This window comes from Atlantibacter hermannii (assembly GCF_009907385.1).
GTDB lineage: Bacteria > Pseudomonadota > Gammaproteobacteria > Enterobacterales > Enterobacteriaceae > Atlantibacter > Atlantibacter hermannii_A.
In genome coordinates this window covers 35,697-56,516 of sequence record NZ_JAAATR010000019.1, presented here as the reverse complement: position 1 = coordinate 56,516, position 20,820 = coordinate 35,697, and the positions used below count along the sequence as shown (strand labels likewise).

Sequence of the window (20,820 nt, the reverse complement as noted above, 5' to 3'; positions counted from 1 at the left end):
GTGATAGTAATCACACCCTTATCGCTATTCTCTCGCTAAACTTAAATTAACCGAAAAATAAAAAATGATAATTAACCTATCATTTTAATAAAATCAAAATGAGAAGATAAATGAACGCAAATTTAATTTCTAACTATCATGGAATTACCCGCGATGGATTACAGGAAATACTCGCCGTCGCGCGCGGTGAACGGGTGGCGGATTATATTATTGATAATGTCGCCATTCTCGATTTGATCAACGGCGGCACGTTTCCGGGGCCGATTGTCATCAAAGGAAAAACCATTGCCGGTATCGGGCCTGAATATCGTGATGCGCCCGCCCTGCACCGCATTGATGCCCAAAACGCCATAGCGGTCCCCGGTTTTATCGACGCCCATCTGCATATTGAGTCCAGCATGATGACGCCGGTCACCTTTGAATCCGCCACTCTGCCGCGCGGGCTGACTACCCTGGTGTGCGATCCCCATGAAATCGTTAATGTGATGGGCGAAGCGGGCTTCGAATGGTTTGTACGCTGCGCGGAAAAGGCGCAGCAGAACCAGTACATCCAGGTCAGCTCCTGCGTCCCGGCGCTGGCGGGCAGCGATATTAACGGCGCGGAGTTCCCCCTCAGCGCGATGGAAAAATGGCGCGCGCATCCGTTGATTACCGGGCTGGGCGAAATGATGGACTATCCCGGCGTGATCCAGGGAGACGAGGCCATCCTTGCGAAGCTGGATGCGTTTCGTCATCTGACTTTAGACGGTCATTGTCCCGGCGTATCGGGTAAGGCGCTTAACGCCTATGTTGCCGCCGGTATCGAAAACTGCCATGAAAGCCATACGCTGGCGGAGGGCCGCGAAAAGCTGGCCGCCGGGATGGCATTGATGATCCGCGAAGGCTCCGCTGCCCGCAACCTCAACGCCCTTGCGCCATTGATTTCTGAGTTCAGCAGTCCGCAGTGCCTGTTGTGTACCGACGACCGCAACCCGTGGGAAATCGCCCATGAAGGCCATATCGACGCGCTGATCCGTCGGCTGATTAATCAACATGACGTGCCGCCGCACGTGGCCTACCGTGTGGCGTCCTGGTCGCCCGCGCGCCATTTTGGTTTTAAACACCTGGGTCTGATCGCGCCCGGCAAGCAGGCGGATATCGTGCTGCTCAGGGATGCCCGCCAGGTCGACGTGCAGAGCGTGTTGGTCAAAGGCAAGCCGGTTTGCGGGCAACTGCTGCAGGCCAACGAGGCGGCACGGCTCAATCAATCCCGACCGCCGCGGGGCAATACGGTGCAACGCGCGACGGTCACGCCCGAGGAACTCACGCTGCGCCTGACCTCCGGCACGCGTTATCGGGCAATTGAGGTGATTCCCAACGAGTTGATTACCCGCGCCCGGGAGTATCAGTGGTCGGAAAACGCCTTTGAGCGGGAGGATATCTGCTATATCGCGGTACTGGAGCGCTACGGGCACCAGACGCCCGCCGCGCTGGGCCTGCTGATGGGCTTTGGCTTGCGCGACGGGGCGCTGGCCTCGACGGTCAGCCACGACAGCCATAACCTGGTGGTGGTAGGCCGTAACCCGGTGGATATGGCCTGCGCGGTGAATCAGGTGATTGATGACGGCGGTGGGCTGTGCGTGGCGCAACACGGGGCGGTCGTCAGCCATCTGCCGTTGCCCATCGCCGGGCTGATGAGTACCCAAACGGCGGATGAGCTGGCGCAGCGGATCGACAGCTTAAAAGCCGCCAGTCGGGCGTGCGGCGTGATGCTCGATGAACCGTTCATCCAGATGGGGTTTCTGTCGCTGCCGGTGATCCCGGCGCTGAAGCTCACCAGCCAGGGGCTGTTTGACGGCGAGCGCTTCTGTTTTACCGGGCTGACGGTGGAGGAGTAGCCAGCCCGCCATCAGGCGGGCTCTGAGAGGGTTAATAACTTTGCGCGACCCGCGCCAGCGCGTCTTCCAGGGTCTGCGCTTCGCCGGTCGCCACCAGGCAGCAGGCAAGCTGGCGCTTAATCGCCGCCGGGACCGGCTCGCTCCCGGCAATGCAGCGTTCAATCCAGCGCGCGGTGGTTTCCGGGTCTTTTGCCGACGGCAGTGAAAGCGGCTCCTCTCCCGGCGCGCTCTGGCGTTCGGTTAATATCCGCACGCCCCGGGCGTCAATCAAATTAATTTGCGGGCAGCCCTGCGGGTTGGCATACACTTCCCCTTCGGTGCCGTGCATCAACAGGCCGCGACCGCCGATATCGCGGAAAAAGTTCGCCACCCGGGTGATGTACTCCGGGTGCGACACGCTCGACAGGCGCAGCGCCGCGTCTCCGGCAAACGGCGTCGCCAGCTTCGCCAGGGTGTGGGCGCTGTTGCGCACACCCATCCGCCAGCGCATATTCAGCTGGTTTTCCAGCGGCGGGCACAGGGCGCTTACCGGAATAAACACCGGCTGATGGCCTTCCAGTCTGGCCTGCGCCTGCCCGGCATGCAGCGTCGGCTCAATGCCCATCAGCTCGAAAATCGTCTGAGTCAGCACCCGCGTCGGATCTTCGCTCACGCCGTGCACCACCACCGGGAAGCCGAGTTTATTCAGTAAAACAGCCAGAAGCGGCGTCAGGTTGGCCTGTTTGCGCGCGCCGTTGTAGCTGGGGATGACAATCGGCATCGGTTTAGCGACCGGCGGCGTCAACTGAATGGTCTGCTGCTGCATCGCCTCATAGAAGCCAGTCATTTCCGCCTCGCCTTCGCCTTTAATGCGCAGCGCGATCAGGATGCCGCCCATTTCCAGGTCAGGCACTTCGCCGTTCAGCATCGCGGTATACAGCTCGCGGGCGGTCTCGCTATCCAGATCCCGGGCGTGATTTTTACCCCGTCCGACTTCTTTAATAATTTTGCGGTAGTCCACGACAGTTCTCCTCGCGATGTGTTAAGGACACGAATTCACTATTAGTGCCTGATTTCTTACCGTTATACCAGAGAAAGCTATTTACCGGCGCGCCGCCGCCGACTGTACGCGCCGCCTTTACTGCGCCGCGCTTTATCCGCTGCGGGTTTCAGCGGCTTCACCTCCGGCACGTCAGGCCGTTCAATCGGGAACACCGGCAGCGCGTCCAGCAGGCGTTTGCCGTAATTTTTGGTCAGCAGCCGCTTATCGTAAATGATCACTTCCCCCCGGCACTCGTGGCTGCGGATCAGGCGCCCTACCTGTTGGATCAGGTTAAACGACGCGCTCGGCAGGCTCTGCACCTCAAACGGATAGCGGTTGAGGCTTTTCAGCCACTCCCCCTCGGTGATCACCACCGGGCTGTCGACAGGCGGGAAGGCAATTTTATGGATATGCACCTGGGTCAGCAGATCGCCTTTTAAATCCAGCCCTTCCGCGAAAGATTGCAGGCCAATCAGCACGCTGCGCTCGCCGTTTTCCACCCGCTGGCGGTGCAACTGAATCAGCCGGGAGCGCGGTTTATCGCCCTGCACCAGCAGCAACAGCCGCAGGTCGGCGACGTGGTCGAGAAAACGCAGCATGGCGCGCCCGCTGGCAAACAGCACCAGCATCCCGAGGTGCTTTTTACTCTCGACTTCCTGGCGGAAAAACGCCGCCATCTCCGCCAGATGGTGCTCTTCGTTATCGATAAGCGGTTCGTAGTGCATCCGGGGGATCACGATCTTACCCTGCTCCACGTGGTTAAACGGCGAATCCAGCGCCACAAAGCGATCCCCGGCTTTGTCTTTCAGGCCGCTCATCTCCTGGAGCCGCGAAAAGCTGTTCAGGGAACGCAGCGTGGCGGAGGTCACGACGATATGCGGCACGCTGCGCCACAGCAGTTTTTCCAGCTGATCGCTGACGCGGATGCCCACGCAGTGGAAGAACAGATGCAGCTGGCCTTCCCGCACCTCGCGGGTTGCCCATTTGGTTACCGGCGCGCCGGAGGCCTGCGCCATCGCCGACAGCCGCCACAGTTTGCTCTGGCTCTCGAACATGCCCAGCGCGCGGTTCATTTGCAGCAGCACGCGATGCAGGCGCACCACGTCGTGGCTGGCGGTTTTCTCGCTGAGATCGTTTAAAAACAGCTCCGCCAGGCCGCGCAACTGCTCGGTGAGCTTCGCCAGCCGCTGGCAAATCTCCATAATCTCCGGGGGCAGCTCGCCCATGGAGAAGCGGTGTTCCGCTTCCCGGGACGGCGGCAGATAAAGATTGAGGATGTTATTCAGCGAGGCGATATGCTCATACAGCTCTTCGCAATGGGCGTTCAGCCGCTCCGGCGTCGCCAGCGGCGGCGTGGTTTTCGGACGGAATTGCTCCAGACAGGTGGCGATCAGCTTGCAAAACAGGTCGAGCTGGAGGCGATACCAGGGTGCGGTGATCTCGGCGCTCATTTCCAGCGCATCGCGCGCCACATCCGGCAGATGATGGCCTTCATCCAGCACCAGCAGCAGATTCTTCGGCTCCGGCAGCACCGATTCGCTCTCCAGCGCCGCCATCACCAGCGCATGGTTAGCCACCACCACTTCCGCCTCCTGAATTTCACGCCGCGCGACAAAAAACGGGCATTCGCGATAGTAGTGGCAGTTGCGGTTCAGGCAGCTGGCTTTGTCAGTGCTTAACCGGCGCCACAGATCGTCGTCAATCGCCTTATGGCTGTGATCGCGCAGGCCGTCCCATTTATAGCTGTCGAGTTCGGTTTTCAGCGTGGCGCAGAACTTTTGCTCTTCCTGGCTGTTGGGCGTCAACTCGTCATCGAGAAACGCCAGTAAATCCTGCTGAGAAGGCTCGGTGCTGGCGAGCGCGTTGAGGTTGCGCGGGCAAACGTAGCGCCCACGGCCAAAGGCGGCGGTAAAGCGCAAATCCGGGATGATTTTTTTCAGCAGCGGCAAATCCTTGCTGAAGATCTGGTCCTGTAGCGCGACGTTGGCGGTGCTCACCACCAGCGTTTTTTGCTCGTCGCGGGCAATGGCGATGCCGGGGATCAGGTATGACAGGGTCTTACCCACGCCGGTGGGCGCTTCAATCGCCAGGTGCCGCCCTTGATCCCCCGCCAGCGTCTTAGCGACTTCCGCAATCATCTGCCGCTGCGGGGCACGGGGGATAAAGTCAGGGATTTGCAGTTGCAGCGCCTTGTACCACGCCGCGATTTGCGTTTTTTGTGCGCCGGATAACGCCATAGCAGAACCATAAATACTGTATAAACAGCCACTATTGTGACATCTTCATCCCGCCGCCGCAAAGCAAAAGCCGGACATTACGCGAGACGTGGCGCAGAAATAACAAGGGAGCCGCGAGGGCTCCCTGTGGATATTACTGCGCGCTGGCCGGTTTTCTCGGGCGCGGACGACGCGGACGGTCGCCTGCGGGTTTTGCCGCATCGCCGAGACGGCGCGATGGTTTTTCGCCTTTTGCGGCATCACCGCCGCCGCGGCGTTCGCCTTTCGGCGCGCCGCCTTCGCTACGGCGCTGGCCCTGCGGCTGACCGCGACCGGCAGACTGGCCGCCGCGCGGAGACTGGCCGCGTCCACGACCGCCGCCACGGCTGTCGCGACCGTTCTGGATCGGCTCTGCCGGGATGGTCGGATCCGGCTCAAAGCCCGGGATCGCCATGCGCGGCACTTCACGCTTCAGTAAACGCTCGATGTCGCGCAGCAGTTTATGCTCGTCAACGCACACCAGCGACAGCGCCTGGCCGGTGGCGGCGGCGCGGCCGGTGCGGCCAATGCGGTGCACATAGTCTTCCGGCACGTTCGGCAGCTCGTAGTTCACCACGTGCGGCAGCTCTTCGATATCCAGGCCGCGCGCGGCGATATCGGTCGCCACCAGCACGCGCAGATCGCCGGATTTAAAATCGGCTAACGCACGGGTACGCGCGCCCTGGCTTTTGTTGCCGTGAATGGCGGCGCTGCGGATGCCGTCTTTGTTCAGTTGCTCCGCCAGATGGTTAGCACCGTGTTTGGTGCGGGTAAACACCAGCACCTGTTGCCAGTTTTCTTTGCCAATCATCAGCGACAGCAGTTCGCGCTTGCGCTTTTTATCCACAAAGTGAACGTACTGGGTGATCTGCTCGGACGCGGTATTGCGGCGCGCCACTTCCACTTCTGCCGGGTTATGCAGCAGTTTTTCCGCCAGCGATTTAATGTCGTCGGAGAAGGTCGCGGAGAACAGCAGGTTCTGGCGGCGCGGCGGCAGCTTCGCCAGCACGCGGCGGATATCGTGGATAAAGCCCATGTCGAGCATCCGGTCCGCTTCGTCCAGCACCAGGATTTCGACTTTATCGAGTTTAACGGCGTTCTGATGTTCCAGATCGAGCAGACGGCCAGGGGTGGCGATTAATACGTCCACGCCGCCGCGCAGTTTCATCATCTGCGGGTTGATGCTCACGCCGCCAAACACCACCAGCGAACGGATGTTGAGGTATTTACTGTACTCGCGGACGTTCTCGCCCACCTGGGCCGCCAGTTCGCGGGTCGGGGTGAGGATCAGCGCGCGTACCGGGCGGTTGCCTTTCGCCTGATGCGGTTTATCGGTCAGCAGTTGCAGCAGCGGCAGGGTAAAACCCGCCGTCTTGCCGGTGCCGGTTTGCGCGCTGGCCATCAGGTCGCGCCCCTGCAGTACCACAGGGATAGCCTGGCGTTGAATCGGGGTAGGTTCGGTGTAACCCTGTTCGGTCACGGCGCGTAAAATGTCAGGGTTCAAACCAAGCGAATCAAAAGACATAACAACTCCAGACTCGCCCCGACCCGATAAGGTGTAGTTTCAGGGGGAGTTATCACTAATCAGGGACAAAACCACAATGTCATAAGGGGGCGGAGTGTAGCAGTTTTTGTGACGTGGCGCATAAATTGTCGCCCTTACGCCCATTTCATTTTCACGTATCGACTGGACAAGCTCAATGTTTAACCATAAAGTTAATCAATCGATTGATTAACTTTATGGGTGACAGTGATGATTAACATCACCAGTCCGTTGACCAGCCGGGGCGAACACGCCAGAAGCCAGTTGATCCAGGCCGCCACGGCGCAGTTCGGAGAATACGGTTTGCACGCCACGACCCGCGACATCGCCGCTGCCGCCGGGCAAAACATCGCCGCCATTACCTACTATTTTGGCTCAAAAGAGGATTTGTACCTGGCCTGCGCCCAGGCGCTGGCGGATTTTATCGCCAGCCAGTTCCAGGCCCACGCCGAAGCCGCCCAGTTAATCTTAGCCCAGCCGCAGCCGGATAAAGCCGAGATCCGCCGTCTGATCGACGACGCCAGCCGCCATATGGTCACGCTGATGACCGCCGATGACACGCTGAACCTGAGCAAATTTATCTCCCGCGAACAGCTTTCGCCGACCCCGGCTTATCAGCTGATCCATGACAAGGTGATCGAGCCGCTGCACACCCATCTCACCCATCTGGTTGCCCGCTACACCGGGCGCGATCCGGGGGATGTCACCACCATTTTGCATACCCATGCGCTGATCGGCGAAATCCTCGCCTTCCGCCTGGGGCGGGAAACCATTCTGGTGCGCACCGGCTGGACGGCCTTCGACCCGCAAAAAAGCGAGTGCATTCACCAGGTGGTTTCCAGCCATATCGATTTCATTTTGCAGGGCTTATCTGTAAGGAGTAGCGATTAATGAAGAACAAAAAACCGGTACTGCTGGTGGTTATCGTCGTGCTGGTGCTGGCGGCCTGTTTCGGCGGCTGGAAGTGGTATCAAAGCCGTCAGGACCAGACGCTGACCCTGTATGGCAACGTCGATATCCGTACCGTGAATTTAAGTTTTCGGGTTGGCGGACGCCTTGCCAGCCTGAATGTCGATGAAGGCGATGCGGTCAAAGCCGGCGCGACGCTGGGGCTGATTGATAAAGCGCCTTACGAGAATGCGCTGCGCCAGGCCGAAGCCAACGTGGCGGCGGCGCAGGCCAAATATGATTTGGTGATGGACGGCTACCGTTCCGAAGAGATCGCCCAGGCTGCGGCGGCAGTGAAACAGTCCCAGGCCGCCGCCGACTACGCGCAGAATTTCTATAGCCGCCAGCAGGGGCTGTGGAAAAGCCGCACCATCTCCGCGAACGACCTGGAAAACGCCCGTTCGTCCCGGGATCAGGCGGTGGCGAATTTGAAGGCCGCTCAGGATAAGCTCAGCCAGTTCAAAGCCGGGAATCGTCCGCAGGAGATCGCTCAGGCGAAGGCCGCGCTGGAACAGGCGCAGGCGCAGCTGGCGCAGTCAACGCTCGATTTGCAGGACACCACCCTGCTGGCCCCCTCTGACGGCACTATCCTGACCCGCGCCGTGGAGCCCGGCACCCTGCTGAATGCGGGCGGCACCGTGTTCACCCTTTCCCTGACCCATCCGGTATGGGTGCGCGCCTATATTGATGAGAGCCACCTTGGGGAGGCGCAACCGGGGCAGCAGGTGCTGCTGTATACCGATGGCCGCCCGGATAAACCCTATAAAGGGCAGATTGGCTTTGTGTCGCCGACTGCGGAATTTACCCCGAAAACCGTAGAAACGCCGGACCTGCGTACCGACCTGGTGTATCGCCTGCGGATCATCGTCACCGATGCCGACGCCTCGCTGCGCCAGGGTATGCCGGTGACCGTACAGTTTGATAACGAGGCGCGCAATGAGCGCTGAGGACGGCATCATCCGCCTGGACGGGCTGATGAAACGCTTCCCCGGGATGGATAAACCGGCGGTCGCCAGCCTGCACAGCGAAATCCGCGCGGGCGCGGTGACGGGTTTAGTCGGGCCGGACGGCGCGGGCAAAACCACCCTGATGCGCATGCTGGCGGGGTTGCTGCGCCCGGATGACGGCGCGGCGCGGGTTAATGGCCTCGATCCGGTGAATGACGACCGGGCGCTGCACGCCATCCTCGGTTACATGCCGCAAAAATTCGGCTTGTACGAGGATCTCACCGTGATGGAGAACCTCAACCTGTACGCCGATTTGCGCAGCGTCACCGGGGAAACGCGCCGCAGCACCTTTGAACGGCTGCTGGAGTTTACCGCGCTGGGACCCTTTACCGATCGCCTGGCGGGGAAACTCTCCGGAGGGATGAAACAGAAGCTCGGCCTCGCCTGTACTCTGGTCGGCCAGCCGAAGGTCCTGCTGCTGGATGAACCCGGCGTCGGCGTTGACCCGATCTCGCGCCGCGAGCTATGGCAAATGGTTCACGAGCTGGCGGGCGAAGGGATGCTGATCCTGTGGAGCACCTCCTATCTGGATGAAGCCGAGCAGTGCCGGGAAGTATTACTGATGAACGAAGGTGAGCTGCTGTATCAGGGCGAACCCAAAGCGCTGACCCGGCAAATGGCCGGGCGCAGCGTGCTGGCGACCAGCCCCTCGCTGAACAACCGCCAGTTGTTGCAGAAAGCGCTGAAAACCCATGCCGTCAGCGACGGGATGATCCAGGGCCGTTCGGTGCGGCTGATCCTGCGCAAGGATGCCAGCCCCGAAACGCTGCGCCAGCAGCAGGCGCTGGCGGATATTGAGGTTAACGAAACCGCGCCGCGCTTTGAGGATGCCTTTATCGACCTGCTGGGCGGCGCGTCCACCAACGAATCGCCCCTCGGCGCGATCCTGCATACCGTGGAGGGCACACCCGGTGAAACGGTGATTGAAGCGCGGTCGCTCACCAAAAAATTTGGCGATTTCGCCGCCACTGACGACGTGAACTTTACCGTGCAGCGCGGAGAGATTTTCGGCCTGCTCGGCCCGAACGGCGCGGGGAAATCCACCACCTTTAAAATGATGTGCGGCCTGCTGGTGCCGACATCCGGTAAAGCGCTGGTGCTGGATATGGATTTAAAAACCGGTTCCGGTAAGGCCCGCCAGCATCTGGGCTATATGGCCCAGAAATTTTCGCTGTACGGCAACCTGACGGTGGAGCAGAACCTGCGCTTTTTCTCCGGCGTTTACGGGCTGCGCGGCAGCGCCCAGAACGACAAAATCAGCCGGATGAGCGAGGCGTTCAACCTTAAGAGCATTTTCAATCAGCCTACCGATTCCCTGCCGCTGGGCTATAAACAGCGGCTGGCGCTGGCCTGCGCGCTGATGCACGAGCCGGATATTCTGTTCCTCGATGAACCCACTTCCGGCGTCGACCCGCTGACCCGCCGCGAGTTCTGGCTGCATATCAACAGCATGGTGGAAAAAGGCGTCACGGTGATGGTCACCACGCACTTTATGGATGAGGCCGAGTACTGTGACCGCATCGGGCTGGTGTATCGCGGTAAGCTGATCGCCAGCGGCACGCCGGACGATCTGAAGCAAAAAACCGCCGATGACGACAACCCGGACCCCACCATGGAGCACGCGTTTATCACGTTGATCCAGCAATGGGATAAGGAGCATGAATCATGAGTACGCACCTCTCCTGGCGGCGCGTGCGGGCGCTGTGCGTTAAAGAGACGCGGCAGATTATTCGCGACCCCAGCAGCTGGCTGATTGCCGTGGTGATCCCCCTGCTGCTGCTGTTTATCTTCGGCTATGGCATCAACCTGGATTCCAGCCGCCTGCGGGTGGGGATTTTGCTGGAGCAGCAGAGCGCCGAAGCGCTCGACTTTGCCCATACCATCAGCGCCTCGCCGTTTATTGACCCAAAAATCAGCACCGACCGGCAGGATCTCATCCAGCGGATGCAGGCCGGGAAAGTGCGCGGCATCGTGGTGATCCCGGTGGATTTCGACCAGCGGATGGCGCGCAGCGGCGACACCGCGCCGGTTCAGGTGATCACCGACGGCAGCGAACCCAATACCGCCAACTTCGTACAGGGGTATATTGAGGGTATCTGGCAAATCTGGCAGATGCAGCGCGCGGAGGATAACGGCGAAAGCTTCGAGCCGCTGATCGACGTGCAGACGCGCTACTGGTTTAACCCCGCCGCCATCAGCCAGCACTTTATTATCCCCGGCGCGGTGACCATTATCATGACGGTGATCGGCGCGATTTTAACCTCGCTGGTGGTGGCCCGCGAATGGGAGCGCGGCACCATGGAAGCGCTGCTCTCCACCGAAGTGACGCGCAGCGAACTGCTGCTGTGCAAGTTAATCCCCTACTACTTCCTCGGGATGCTGGCGATGCTGCTGTGTATGCTGGTGTCGGTGTTTATTCTCGGCGTGCCGTACCGGGGCTCGCTGTGGCTGCTGTTTTTTATTACCAGCCTGTTTTTGCTCAGCACCCTCGGCATGGGGCTGCTGATCTCCACCATCACCCGCAACCAGTTTAACGCCGCCCAGGTGGCGCTGAACGCCGCGTTTCTGCCGTCGGTGATGCTGTCGGGGTTCATCTTCCAGATTGACAGTATGCCGGCAGCGATCCGCGCGGTGACCTACATTATTCCGGCGCGCTACTTCGTCACCACCCTGCAAAGCCTGTTCCTGGCGGGCACGATCCCGGCGGTGCTGATTGTTAATGTGCTGTTTTTGATTGCTTCCGCCGTGATGTTTATCGGCCTGACGTGGGTAAAAACCAAACGTCGGCTGGATTAGGGAGATAGAAATGCTAAATCGTCTCTGGACGCTGATCCGCAAAGAGCTACAGTCGCTGCTGCGCGAACCGCAAACCCGCGCCATTCTGATTTTACCGGTGGTGATCCAGGTGCTGCTGTTCCCGTTCGCCGCCACCCTGGAAGTGACCAACGCCAGCATCGCCATTTATAACGAGGACAACGGCAAACACTCGGTGGAGCTGACCCAGCGCTTCGCCAAAGCCACCGCGTTCAGCCACATCACCCTGTTGAAGAGTTCGGCGGAGATCCGCCCCACTATCGATACCCAAAAAGTGCTGCTGCTGATCCGCTTCCCGGCGGACTTTTCGCGCAAGCTGGACACCTTCGAAACCGCGCCGTTGCAGTTAATTCTCGACGGGCGCAACTCCAACAGCGCCCAGATTGCCGCTAACTACATTCAGCAGATTGTGAAGCAATACCAGCAGGATTTGCTGGACGGCAAACCCAAACCGAACAACAGCGAGCTGGTGGTGCGCAACTGGTATAACCCAAACCTGGATTACAAGTGGTTTGTGGTGCCGTCGCTGATCGCCATGATCACCACCATCGGCGTAATGATCGTCACCTCGCTGTCGGTGGCGCGCGAGCGGGAACAGGGTACGCTGGATCAGCTGTTAGTGTCGCCGCTGGCGACCTGGCAGATTTTTGTGGGCAAAGCGGTTCCGGCGCTGATTGTGGCGACGTTTCAGGCCAGCATCGTATTGGGCGTGGGGATTTGGGGCTACGACATTCCGTTTTCCGGCTCGCTCAGTCTGTTTTACTTCACCATGCTGATTTACGGCCTGTCGCTGGTCGGCTTTGGATTGCTGATTTCCTCGCTCTGCTCGACCCAACAGCAGGCGTTTATCGGCGTGTTCGTGTTTATGATGCCCGCGATACTGCTGTCGGGGTATGTGTCGCCGGTCGAGAATATGCCGGTGTGGCTGCAAAACCTGACCTGTGTAAACCCGATCCGGCATTTCACCGATATCACCAAGCAGATTTATTTAAAGGATGCCAGCTTCGATATTGTCTGGGGGAGTTTGTGGCCGCTACTGGTGATCGCGGCCACGACGGGGTCAGCGGCGTACGCTATGTTTAGAAGAAAGATCGCCTAAACGCGGTTTACGCTCTTTCGCCAGCAGCGACACTAAGGCCGGGCCTGCGAGAATGGCGAGCCCGGCAACCGCCAGGATCAGGTTGTTGTGTACGATGCGCGACAGCAACCACAGCGCGATAATGGCATTGCCAAAATACCAGGTGGTGGTGAGCTCTTCGAGAAAATCGCCCAGTTCACGCAACCGCCCTTCGTGGACGCGTTGCAGGGCGAACATCATCAGCACCGTTGCGCCGTATAACAGGCATAAGCCGATGCCTACCTTCACCAATGCGCCGCTCATCCATCCCATCACCAGGAGCGCGATAACGGCCAAATGCAGCACGATCTGCCAGCAGCTCAGGCCGGTTGCAACACGAATACGTTGTTGCCACTTCATGAATTCTCTCCTTCGGAATTTCTCGCTGTAACTGAGAGTACCGCACTTTACGGAAAATTCCGTAACCCCGCACCTTTTTGTGACTAAGACTACAATTTATTTTCATTGGAAAAACACAGGCAGGGGGAACATGGCCAGTAAGACAGCTGCTTTTTCATTCAAACTGCTCACAATCAATACACACAAGGGTTTTACCGCGTTGAACCGGCGCTTTATTTTGCCGGAGCTGCGCGACGCCGTGCGCACCGTTTCTGCCGATATCGTCTGTCTTCAGGAAGTGATGGGCGCCCATGAAGTGCACCCGCTGCACTTCGAAAACTGGCCGGATACCACCCACTACGAATTTATCGCCGACACCATGTGGAGCGACTACGCCTACGGGCGCAACGCGGTCTACCCGGAAGGGCATCACGGCAACGCGGTGCTGTCGCGTTTTCCGATTACCGAGTATGAAAATCTCGATGTGTCGCACAACGGTCATGAAAAGCGCGGCCTGCTGCACTGCCGTATCAACCTGGCGGAGGTGAATAAAACGCTGCACGTGATTTGCGTGCATCTGGGCCTCCAGGAAGCCCATCGCCACGACCAGCTCCAGATGCTGTGCGATTTAGTCAACAGCCTGCCGGATGGCGAACCTATCGTCGTGGCGGGCGATTTCAACGACTGGCGGCAAAAAGCCAACTCTATACTTAAAACAAAAGCCGGGCTTGATGAGGTGTTTACCCGCGCCAGAGGCCGTCCGGCGCGGACTTTCCCGGCGGTAATGCCTGTGCTGCGCCTCGATCGCATCTATGTGAAGCATGCGTCGGCCAGCAGCCCGACCGCGCTACCGCTGCGTGAATGGCGACACCTTTCCGATCATGCCCCTTTGGCAGTGGAGATCCATTTATGAAAACCAACTGGCGCGATGGCAATCAGATCGAGTTACTGGAAAACGGCGACATGTTTTTCCCCGCCGTATTTAGCGCCATCGATGAAGCACAGCACAAAGTTTATGTAGAGACCTTTATCTGGTTCGAGGATAACGTGGGCCGCCAGCTGCACAAGGCGGTGCTGGCGGCGGCGAAGCGCGGCGTCAGCGTGGAAGTGCTGCTCGACGGTTACGGCTCGCCGGATCTCAGCGATGAGTTTGTCACTGAGCTCACCACGGCAGGCGTCATTTTCCGCTATTACGATCCGCGGCCGAAGATTTTCGGGATGCGCACCAACCTGTTCCGCCGGATGCACCGCAAGATCGTGCTGATCGACGATCGCATCGCCTTTGTCGGCGGGATCAACTATTCCGCCGAACATATGATCGACTACGGCCCGGAGGCCAAGCAGGACTATTCGGTGCGTATCGAGGGACCGGTGGTGGAGGATATCCGCCAGTTTGTGCTGTCAAATCTGCCGGAAAATGAAACGCCGCGCCGCTGGTGGCGTCGGCGCACCCGTGCCAGCGAGAACGCCACGCCGGGCGAAGCCCAGGTGCTGTTTATCTGGCGCGATAACGAAGAGCACCGCGACGATATCGAACGTCACTATCTCAAAATGCTGGCCAATGCGCGCCAGGAAGTGATTATCGCCAACGCCTACTTTTTCCCCGGCTATCGGCTGTTGCACGCGATGCGCAATGCGGCGCGGCGCGGCGTTAAAGTGCGTTTAATCGTGCAGGGCGAACCGGATATGCCGATTGTGCGCGTCGGCGCGCGGCTGCTGTACAACTACCTGCTGAAGGGCGGCGTGGAGGTGTATGAATACCTGACGCGCCCGCTGCACGGCAAAGTGGCGGTGATGGACGACCACTGGGCGACGGTGGGCTCCAGTAACCTTGACCCGCTCAGCCTGTCGCTGAATCTGGAAGCCAATGTGCTGATCCATGACCGCAACTTCAACCAGAAACTGTATGAAAACCTCACCCGGCTGATCACCGAAGAGTGCCGCCAGGTGGATGAAACCATGGTGCCGAAACGCACCTGGTGGAACCTGACCAAAAGCGTGCTGGCGTTCCACTTCCTGCGTCACTTCCCTGCGCTGGTGGGCTGGTTGCCCGCGCATACTCCACGGCTTTCCCAGGTAAAGCCGCCCGTGCAGCCCGAAATTGAAACCCAGGATCGGGTTGAAACTACGGATAAGGCGTAAGGACATCACATGGCGAAATCTCATCCGAAGTGGCGTAAAACCAAAAAAATCCTCACGTGGGTCTTTTTTATTGCGGTGGCGGTGCTGCTGGTGCTGTATGCCCGCAATGTCGACTGGGAGGAAGTGTGGAAAGTTATTCGCAACTATAACCACACCGCGCTGCTGTCCGCGCTGGGGCTGGTGATTGTCAGCTACCTGGTTTACGGCTGTTACGATCTGCTGGGGCGGCTCTACTGCGGCCACAAGCTGGCGAAGCGCCAGGTGATGCTGGTGTCGTTTATCTGCTACGCCTTTAACCTGACGCTCAGCACCTGGGTGGGCGGCATCGGGATGCGCTATCGGCTTTATTCCCGGTTAGGTCTGCCCAGCGCCACGATTACGCGCATCTTTTCCCTGAGCATCACCACCAACTGGCTGGGCTATGTGCTGTTGGGCGGCGTGATTTTCAGCATCGGCGTGGTGGAGCTGCCGTCGCACTGGTACATCGAAGACGGCACCCTGCGCATTATCGGCGCGGTGCTGCTGGTGCTGAGCGCGGTGTACCTCTGGGCCTGCGCCTTCGCCAAACGCCGTCACATCACCATTAAAGGCCAGAAACTGGTGTTGCCCGGCTGGCGTTTCGCGCTGATGCAGATGGGCATCTCCAGCCTGAACTGGATGGCGATGGGCGCGATTATCTGGATCCTGCTCGGTCAGGACGTAAATTATTTCTTCGTGCTGGGCGTGCTGCTGGTGAGCAGTATCGCAGGGGCCATCGTTCATATCCCGGCGGGGATTGGCGTGCTGGAAGCGGTGTTTATCGCATTGCTGGCGGGGGAACATACTACCCAGGGCAAAATCATCGCCGCCCTGCTGGCCTATCGCGTGCTCTATTTCTTTATCCCGCTGTTGCTGGCGCTGATTTGCTATGTGCTGCTGGAAAGCCGGGCCAGGAAATTACGTGCCAAAAATGAACAGAAGATGGGGACCAGTTGAGATTTAACGGATAAAAAAAACCGCATCAGGCGATCGGCCGATGCGGTTTTTTTATGGGTCTAGCGGCGATTACCGAAGATACGTAACAGCATCAGGAACAGGTTAATAAAGTCCAGATACAGCGTCAGCGCGCCGAGGATGGAGTATTTACGCAGGTTTTCCCGGTGCGACACATCAATCTGCTGACCGATGTTTTTCAGCTTCTGCGTGTCATAGGCCGTCAGCCCGACAAACACGATCACACCGATGTATGTCACTACCCACATCAGCGCTTCACTCTTCAGCCAGAAGTTAACCAGCGAGGCGATAATAATCCCGATCAGCGCCATAAACAGCATATTGCCGAAGCCGCTGAGGTCGCGTTTGGTGGTGTAACCGTACAGGCTCATCACGCCGAACATTCCGCCCGCCACCACGAAGGTACTGGCAATGGAGCTGGAGGTATAGACCAGGAAGATACTTGCCATGGTCAGGCCGGTGAGCGCCGAATAGAGCATAAATAGCGTGGTCGCTAACGCGCCGCTCATCTTATGGACTAAACCCGACAGGATAAACACCAGCGCGAGTTGGGCGATGATCAAGCCAAAAAAGGTAATCTGGCTTTGAAACACAAACATCATCACCGCCGGGGTATTGGCGGCGTACCAGGCGATAAATGCGGTCAGTAACAGGCCGCAGGTCATCCAGCCATAAACCTGGGCCATAAAAGTTTGTAAACCCGTGCGGGTCTGCTGAACGAGGGTTTGTTCGGGACGTTCAAATCTATCCATGATGCCTCCTTTGGCTAAGTACCTTACCTAAAGGGTAACAGATCCTGGAAAAACCGTCCTACCAGCGCTCCGCCGCCTGATGGTCGCTGTCGCGGGATTCCACCCAGCGGTCGCCTTCCGGCGTGGCTTCGCGCTTCCAGAACGGCGCGCGGGTTTTCAGATAATCCATAATAAACTGCGCCGCCTCAAAGGCCTGGCTGCGATGCGCGCCCGTTACGCCAACGAAAACAATTTCGTCGCCGGGCCACAGTTCGCCGATGCGATGGACAACCGAAACCCGCTGTAGCGGCCAGCGCTCACGGGCTTCTGCGACGATTTCCGCCAGCGCTTTTTCCGTCATGCCGGGATAGTGCTCCAGGGTCAGCGCGCTGACGCTGTCACCCAGATTATGATTGCGCACTTTGCCGGTAAAGGTGACAACCGCGCCATCTTCATCACAGGCCGCCAGCCACTGGTACTCTTCGCCAACGTTGAAACCCTCGTGGCCCACGCGAATTTTAGTCTCCTGCATCTCAGCCTCCGGTGACCGGCGGGAAAAAGGCCACTTCATCGCCCTCGCTCAGCGGATGATCGAATGCGACCAGCGTCTGATTCACCGCCGCCAGCAGTTTGCCGGACTCCAGCGCCAGCTCCCAGCGCCCTCCCCGGCTTTCGAGATGCTGACGCAGGGATTCCACTGTCGGGAAGGCTTCAGCAATTTCCAGGCGGTCGCAACCGACCAGTTCACGCACCTGCGCGAAAAACAGAACGTTAATCATGACTCCTCCACGCTGAAATCACCGGATTTACCGCCGCTTTTCGCCAGCAGTCGCACCGGGCCGATCACCATGTCTTTTTGCACCGCTTTGCACATGTCGTAAATGGTTAACGCCGCCACCGATGCCGCCGTCAGCGCCTCCATCTCTACCCCGGTTTTACCGCTCAGACGGCACACCGCTTCGATGCGCACCCGGGTATGTTCCGGTTCGGCCTCCAGCTGCACTTCCACTTTGCTGAGCAACAGCGGATGACACAGCGGGATCAGCTCCCAGGTGCGTTTTGCGGCCTGGATCCCGGCGATACGCGCCGTGGCGAACACATCGCCTTTATGATGGCTGCCGTCGACGATCATGGCGAGGGTGTCGGCACGCATGGTGACAAAGGCTTCGGCGCGCGCTTCCCGCACGGTTTCGGCTTTGGCGCTGACGTCCACCATATGGGCTTCGCCAGCGGCGTTAAGATGAGTGAGTTGCGACATGGTTATTTCTTCAAATGAGGGTGGAAGTTGCACGGGCGGTTACGGGCATCCAGCTGGCCGGAAATGATATGTTCCCAGGCGGTCTGGCAGGCGCGCGTCGAGCCCGGCATCGCGAAAATCAAGGTGCGGTTGGCAATCCCCGCCACCGCGCGGGACTGCATCATGGCGGTGCCGATCTCTTCAAAAGAGAGCATGCGGAACAGTTCGCCATAACCTTCCACTTCGCGATCGAACAGCGGCAGCAGCGCTTCCGGCACCTGGTCGCCATCGGTGAAGCCGGTACCGCCGTTAATCAGCACCACCTGCACGTTGTCATCGGCAATCCAGGCGGAGACCTGGGCGCGGATGGCGTAGCGGTTCTCTTTAACAATCGCTTTATCCACGATGTGATGCCCGGCGTCATGCGCGGCATCGCGTAAATAGTGGCCCGAGGTGTCATCCTCTTCGCCACGACGACTGGAAACGGTAAGAATAGCGATACGCGTCGCAATAAATTCTGCGCTCACCTGGCTCATAGTGTTCTCCTGAGGACCGGCTTAACCGCCGATGTATGACAGATTCTGAGTGATCCCGGTATTTCCCTGATGCAGGAAATGCGTCTGTTTTTTATGGTGCAGCGCCTCGGCGATACGCGCTTCCAGCGCCGCTTGCTGAGCATCCTGCTCCAGCAAATCGCGCAGATCCACGCCGCCTTCGCCAAACAGGCATAAGTGCAGTTTGCCCAGCGAGGAGACCCGCAGCCGGTTGCAGCTGGCGCAGAAATCTTTCTCATACGGCATGATCAGGCCAATTTCACCCGCGTAATCCGGGTGGCAGAACACCTGGGCCGGACCGTCGCTGCGCTGGCGGATCTGATGGATCCAGCCGCGCTTTAGCAGCGCATCACGCAGCGTCATGCCGGAGATATGGTGCTTTTTGAACAGATCGCTGCCCTCGCCGGTTTCCATCAGCTCGATAAAGCGTAACTGAATGGGGCGCGGCTGGATCCAGTTAAGGAAGGTGTCGAGCTGATGATGATTCACGTCGCGCATCAGCACGGTATTGACTTTAACTTTGCTGAAACCGGCATCAAAGGCGGCGTCAATGCCGTCCATCACCTGATGGAATTTGTCCTGGCCCGTAATCGCGTGAAACTGGCGGGCGTCAAGGCTGTCGACGCTGACGTTAATCGCCGTTAATCCGGCATCGCGCCAGGCGGCGACGTCGCGCGCCAGCCGGTAGCCGTTAGTGGTCACGGCGATCTGACGAATATTTTCGTTTTCACGGATGGCGGCGATGATGTCAGTGAAGTCGCGACGCAACGACGGCTCGCCGCCGGTCAGGCGCACTTTTTCGGTGCCCATGTTGGCAAACGCGCGCGCCACGCGGAGAATTTCTTCGACGCTCAGAAAGCTTTTATTGGTGTGCCCGGCAGGCTTGTAGCCATCCGGCAGGCAGTAGGTGCAACGGAAGTTACACACATCGGTAATCGACAAACGTAAGTAAAAAAACTTACGCGCGAAGGCATCGGTAAGTTGAGAGACCATGTACACCTTTCCAGATACGGGAGATGCAGGCATTTCTTTCTGCACCCTGGTGACGTTTGTCACGGCCAAACTGCCATATCATTGACGTAGGCAAAGAGGCTTGAGTGTATGCTTCACATTATGAAGCGGGTTACTGGCATAGTAGCGTGGATTAAACCCGCCTGCCATGTTCAATTTCGCTGTATAAACTTGTATATAACGATGTTATTCTGCGATTTCGTTACAGAATACGTAAAACTCGCGGTTTTGTTTTGACATGCATCATTTTAATCCGCAAGGTTCGTCTTTTTTATGGTTTGAGCTAACGTATTGCTTATCAACAGAATGAAGGAACATCTATGCGTAATCGCACCTTAGCGGATTTAGACCGGGTGGTGGCGCTCGGCGGCGGGCATGGTTTAGGACGCGTGATGTCTTCGCTCTCCTCTCTGGGCTCACGCCTGACCGGTATCGTGACCACAACCGATAACGGGGGATCCACGGGTCGCATTCGCCGTTCCGAAGGAGGTATCGCCTGGGGTGATATGCGCAACTGCTTAAACCAGTTAATTACCGAACCGAGCGTCGCTTCGGCGATGTTTGAGTACCGTTTTAGCGGTAATGGCGAATTATCCGGCCATAACCTCGGAAACCTGATGTTGAAAGCGCTGGATCACTTGAGCGTCAGGCCGTTAGAAGCCATCAATTTAATAAGAAACCTGCTGAAAGTGGACGCATTTTTGATCCCGATGTCTGAGCAACCGGTGGACCTGATGGCAACCGATGCTGAAGGCAACGATGTCTACGGCGAGGTCAATATCGATCAGCTACGCGAGCCGCCGCAGCAGCTGTCGTTGTACCCCACTGCGCCAGCGACCCGCGAGGCGCTACAGGCTATTGGTGAGGCGGATTTGATCCTGATGGGGCCGGGGAGTTTTTACACCAGCCTGATGCCGCTGCTGCTGTTGCCGGATCTCGCTCAGGCGCTGAGACGCACTCCCGCTCCGGTGGTCTACATCGGCAATTTAGGTCGCGAGCTGAGCGTTCCTGCGGCGCAGCTGTCGATCCCGGAAAAACTGGCCATTATGGAACGTTATGTCGGTAAGCCGCTGGTGGATGCCGTGGTGGTTGGCCCGAAAGTCGATGTTTCCGGGCTGGTAGATAAGGTCATTATTCAGGAGCCGCTGGAAGCGGAGGACATCCCCTACCGCCACGACAGGCATTTGCTGCGGGCGGCACTGGATAAAGTGGTCCAGAAGATGGGGTAAAC

20 protein-coding genes and 1 riboswitch are annotated in these 20,820 nt (G+C 58.5%); of the genes, 10 read left to right on the top strand and 10 right to left on the bottom strand.

Annotation, left to right across the window (positions count from 1 at the left end):
- The first annotated feature begins 110 nt into the window (after positions 1-110).
- Positions 111-1,877: an adenine deaminase gene (adeD, locus tag GV764_RS06800; protein WP_161659498.1), complete on the top strand. Its 1,767-nt coding sequence runs from the start codon at positions 111-113 to the stop codon at positions 1,875-1,877.
- 31 nt (positions 1,878-1,908) lie between these two features.
- On the opposite strand, the gene ybiB is transcribed toward adeD, so the two are convergent.
- From ybiB to rhlE, 3 genes are all read right to left on the bottom strand, one after another.
- The gene (gene ybiB, locus GV764_RS06795) at positions 1,909-2,877 is read right to left on the bottom strand and encodes a DNA-binding protein YbiB (protein ID WP_161659497.1); all 969 of its coding nucleotides are present in this window, start codon (positions 2,875-2,877) and stop codon (positions 1,909-1,911) included.
- A 77-nt stretch (positions 2,878-2,954) separates the two neighbouring features.
- On the bottom strand, positions 2,955-5,135 hold the full coding sequence (dinG, locus tag GV764_RS06790) for an ATP-dependent DNA helicase DinG (RefSeq protein WP_161659496.1): 2,181 nt from the start codon (positions 5,133-5,135) through the stop codon (positions 2,955-2,957).
- Between the two features lie 133 nt (positions 5,136-5,268).
- On the bottom strand, positions 5,269-6,678 hold the full coding sequence (gene rhlE / locus GV764_RS06785) for an ATP-dependent RNA helicase RhlE (RefSeq protein WP_161659495.1): 1,410 nt from the start codon (positions 6,676-6,678) through the stop codon (positions 5,269-5,271).
- Positions 6,679-6,906: 228 nt separating this feature from the next.
- Between rhlE and cecR the strand changes: the two genes are divergently transcribed.
- The 5 genes from cecR to GV764_RS06760 are packed head-to-tail and all read left to right on the top strand — an operon-like array spanning position 6,907 to position 12,564.
- Positions 6,907-7,587: a transcriptional regulator CecR gene (gene cecR / locus GV764_RS06780; protein ID WP_161659494.1), complete on the top strand. Its 681-nt coding sequence runs from the start codon at positions 6,907-6,909 to the stop codon at positions 7,585-7,587.
- On the top strand, positions 7,587-8,591 hold the full coding sequence (hlyD, locus tag GV764_RS06775) for a secretion protein HlyD (RefSeq protein ID WP_161659493.1): 1,005 nt from the start codon (positions 7,587-7,589) through the stop codon (positions 8,589-8,591). Before cecR ends, hlyD begins: the two co-directional genes overlap by 1 nt.
- Positions 8,581-10,320, top strand: a complete 1,740-nt coding sequence (locus tag GV764_RS06770; RefSeq protein WP_161659492.1) for an ATP-binding cassette domain-containing protein — start codon at positions 8,581-8,583, stop codon at positions 10,318-10,320. The genes hlyD and GV764_RS06770 overlap by 11 nt, the downstream gene beginning before the upstream one ends.
- Positions 10,317-11,447, top strand: a complete 1,131-nt coding sequence (locus GV764_RS06765; RefSeq protein ID WP_161659491.1) for an ABC transporter permease — start codon at positions 10,317-10,319, stop codon at positions 11,445-11,447. Before GV764_RS06770 ends, GV764_RS06765 begins: the two co-directional genes overlap by 4 nt.
- Before the next feature lie 10 nt (positions 11,448-11,457).
- Positions 11,458-12,564 carry an ABC transporter permease gene (locus GV764_RS06760; RefSeq protein WP_161659490.1) on the top strand — a complete coding sequence of 369 codons (1,107 nt, stop codon included), beginning with the start codon at positions 11,458-11,460 and terminating at the stop codon, positions 12,562-12,564.
- Here GV764_RS06760 and GV764_RS06755 read toward each other — a convergent pair.
- Positions 12,526-12,942: a YbhQ family protein gene (locus GV764_RS06755; protein WP_125292451.1), complete on the bottom strand. Its 417-nt coding sequence runs from the start codon at positions 12,940-12,942 to the stop codon at positions 12,526-12,528. The two genes, GV764_RS06760 and GV764_RS06755, sit on opposite strands and share 39 nt — an antisense overlap.
- Before the next feature lie 130 nt (positions 12,943-13,072).
- On the opposite strand from GV764_RS06755, the gene GV764_RS06750 reads away from it, so the two are divergent.
- From GV764_RS06750 to GV764_RS06740, 3 genes are read left to right on the top strand one after another with little or no spacing between them, the layout of a single operon-like run.
- Positions 13,073-13,834 (top strand): endonuclease/exonuclease/phosphatase family protein, encoded by a 762-nt coding sequence (locus tag GV764_RS06750; protein WP_161659489.1) that lies wholly within the window; start codon positions 13,073-13,075, stop codon positions 13,832-13,834.
- Positions 13,831-15,063, top strand: coding sequence for a cardiolipin synthase ClsB (gene clsB, locus GV764_RS06745; RefSeq protein WP_125292453.1), 1,233 nt, complete (start codon positions 13,831-13,833; stop codon positions 15,061-15,063). The genes GV764_RS06750 and clsB overlap by 4 nt, the downstream gene beginning before the upstream one ends.
- A 9-nt stretch (positions 15,064-15,072) precedes the next feature.
- On the top strand, positions 15,073-16,038 hold the full coding sequence (locus GV764_RS06740; protein ID WP_161659488.1) for a lysylphosphatidylglycerol synthase domain-containing protein: 966 nt from the start codon (positions 15,073-15,075) through the stop codon (positions 16,036-16,038).
- 59 nt (positions 16,039-16,097) lie between these two features.
- Here the strand turns inward: GV764_RS06740 and GV764_RS06735 are convergent, their stop codons facing one another.
- From GV764_RS06735 to moaA, 6 genes are all read right to left on the bottom strand, one after another.
- On the bottom strand, positions 16,098-16,808 hold the full coding sequence (locus tag GV764_RS06735; protein ID WP_161659487.1) for a Bax inhibitor-1/YccA family protein: 711 nt from the start codon (positions 16,806-16,808) through the stop codon (positions 16,098-16,100).
- 58 nt (positions 16,809-16,866) lie between these two features.
- Positions 16,867-17,319, bottom strand: coding sequence for a molybdopterin synthase catalytic subunit MoaE (gene moaE / locus GV764_RS06730; RefSeq protein WP_161659486.1), 453 nt, complete (start codon positions 17,317-17,319; stop codon positions 16,867-16,869).
- 1 nt (position 17,320) lies between these two features.
- Entirely contained in the window at positions 17,321-17,566 is a 246-nt protein-coding gene (gene moaD, locus GV764_RS06725; protein ID WP_161659485.1) for a molybdopterin synthase sulfur carrier subunit, read from the bottom strand.
- Positions 17,563-18,045, bottom strand: coding sequence for a cyclic pyranopterin monophosphate synthase MoaC (gene moaC, locus GV764_RS06720; protein ID WP_161659484.1), 483 nt, complete (start codon positions 18,043-18,045; stop codon positions 17,563-17,565). Before moaC ends, moaD begins: the two co-directional genes overlap by 4 nt.
- Before the next feature lie 2 nt (positions 18,046-18,047).
- Positions 18,048-18,560, bottom strand: coding sequence for a molybdenum cofactor biosynthesis protein B (gene moaB, locus GV764_RS06715; protein WP_144129040.1), 513 nt, complete (start codon positions 18,558-18,560; stop codon positions 18,048-18,050).
- 21 nt (positions 18,561-18,581) lie between these two features.
- Positions 18,582-19,571, bottom strand: coding sequence for a GTP 3',8-cyclase MoaA (gene moaA / locus GV764_RS06710; RefSeq protein ID WP_161659483.1), 990 nt, complete (start codon positions 19,569-19,571; stop codon positions 18,582-18,584).
- Positions 19,559-19,690: riboswitch (molybdenum cofactor riboswitch) on the bottom strand. It overlaps the preceding gene by 13 nt.
- A gap of 219 nt (positions 19,691-19,909) precedes the next feature.
- Between moaA and yvcK the strand changes: the two genes are divergently transcribed.
- Positions 19,910-20,818 carry a uridine diphosphate-N-acetylglucosamine-binding protein YvcK gene (gene yvcK / locus GV764_RS06705; RefSeq protein ID WP_125292459.1) on the top strand — a complete coding sequence of 303 codons (909 nt, stop codon included), beginning with the start codon at positions 19,910-19,912 and terminating at the stop codon, positions 20,816-20,818.
- The last annotated feature ends 2 nt before the right edge of the window (positions 20,819-20,820 follow it).

Bases quoted from the DNA above. Each gene is read 5' to 3' on its own strand.
- adeD (WP_161659498.1), top strand. From the start codon at position 111: ATGAACGCAAATTTAATTTCTAACTATCATGGAATTACCCGCGATGGA.
- dinG (WP_161659496.1), bottom strand. From the start codon at position 5,135: ATGGCGTTATCCGGCGCACAAAAAACGCAAATCGCGGCGTGGTACAAG.
- rhlE (WP_161659495.1), bottom strand. From the start codon at position 6,678: ATGTCTTTTGATTCGCTTGGTTTGAACCCTGACATTTTACGCGCCGTG.
- cecR (WP_161659494.1), top strand. From the start codon at position 6,907: ATGATTAACATCACCAGTCCGTTGACCAGCCGGGGCGAACACGCCAGA.
- hlyD (WP_161659493.1), top strand. From the start codon at position 7,587: ATGAAGAACAAAAAACCGGTACTGCTGGTGGTTATCGTCGTGCTGGTG.
- GV764_RS06770 (WP_161659492.1), top strand. From the start codon at position 8,581: ATGAGCGCTGAGGACGGCATCATCCGCCTGGACGGGCTGATGAAACGC.
- GV764_RS06765 (WP_161659491.1), top strand. From the start codon at position 10,317: ATGAGTACGCACCTCTCCTGGCGGCGCGTGCGGGCGCTGTGCGTTAAA.
- GV764_RS06760 (WP_161659490.1), top strand. From the start codon at position 11,458: ATGCTAAATCGTCTCTGGACGCTGATCCGCAAAGAGCTACAGTCGCTG.
- GV764_RS06755 (WP_125292451.1), bottom strand. From the start codon at position 12,942: ATGAAGTGGCAACAACGTATTCGTGTTGCAACCGGCCTGAGCTGCTGG.
- GV764_RS06750 (WP_161659489.1), top strand. From the start codon at position 13,073: ATGGCCAGTAAGACAGCTGCTTTTTCATTCAAACTGCTCACAATCAAT.
- clsB (WP_125292453.1), top strand. From the start codon at position 13,831: ATGAAAACCAACTGGCGCGATGGCAATCAGATCGAGTTACTGGAAAAC.
- GV764_RS06740 (WP_161659488.1), top strand. From the start codon at position 15,073: ATGGCGAAATCTCATCCGAAGTGGCGTAAAACCAAAAAAATCCTCACG.
- GV764_RS06735 (WP_161659487.1), bottom strand. From the start codon at position 16,808: ATGGATAGATTTGAACGTCCCGAACAAACCCTCGTTCAGCAGACCCGC.
- moaE (WP_161659486.1), bottom strand. From the start codon at position 17,319: ATGCAGGAGACTAAAATTCGCGTGGGCCACGAGGGTTTCAACGTTGGC.
- moaD (WP_161659485.1), bottom strand. From the start codon at position 17,566: ATGATTAACGTTCTGTTTTTCGCGCAGGTGCGTGAACTGGTCGGTTGC.
- moaC (WP_161659484.1), bottom strand. From the start codon at position 18,045: ATGTCGCAACTCACTCATCTTAACGCCGCTGGCGAAGCCCATATGGTG.
- moaB (WP_144129040.1), bottom strand. From the start codon at position 18,560: ATGAGCCAGGTGAGCGCAGAATTTATTGCGACGCGTATCGCTATTCTT.
- moaA (WP_161659483.1), bottom strand. From the start codon at position 19,571: ATGGTCTCTCAACTTACCGATGCCTTCGCGCGTAAGTTTTTTTACTTA.
- yvcK (WP_125292459.1), top strand. From the start codon at position 19,910: ATGCGTAATCGCACCTTAGCGGATTTAGACCGGGTGGTGGCGCTCGGC.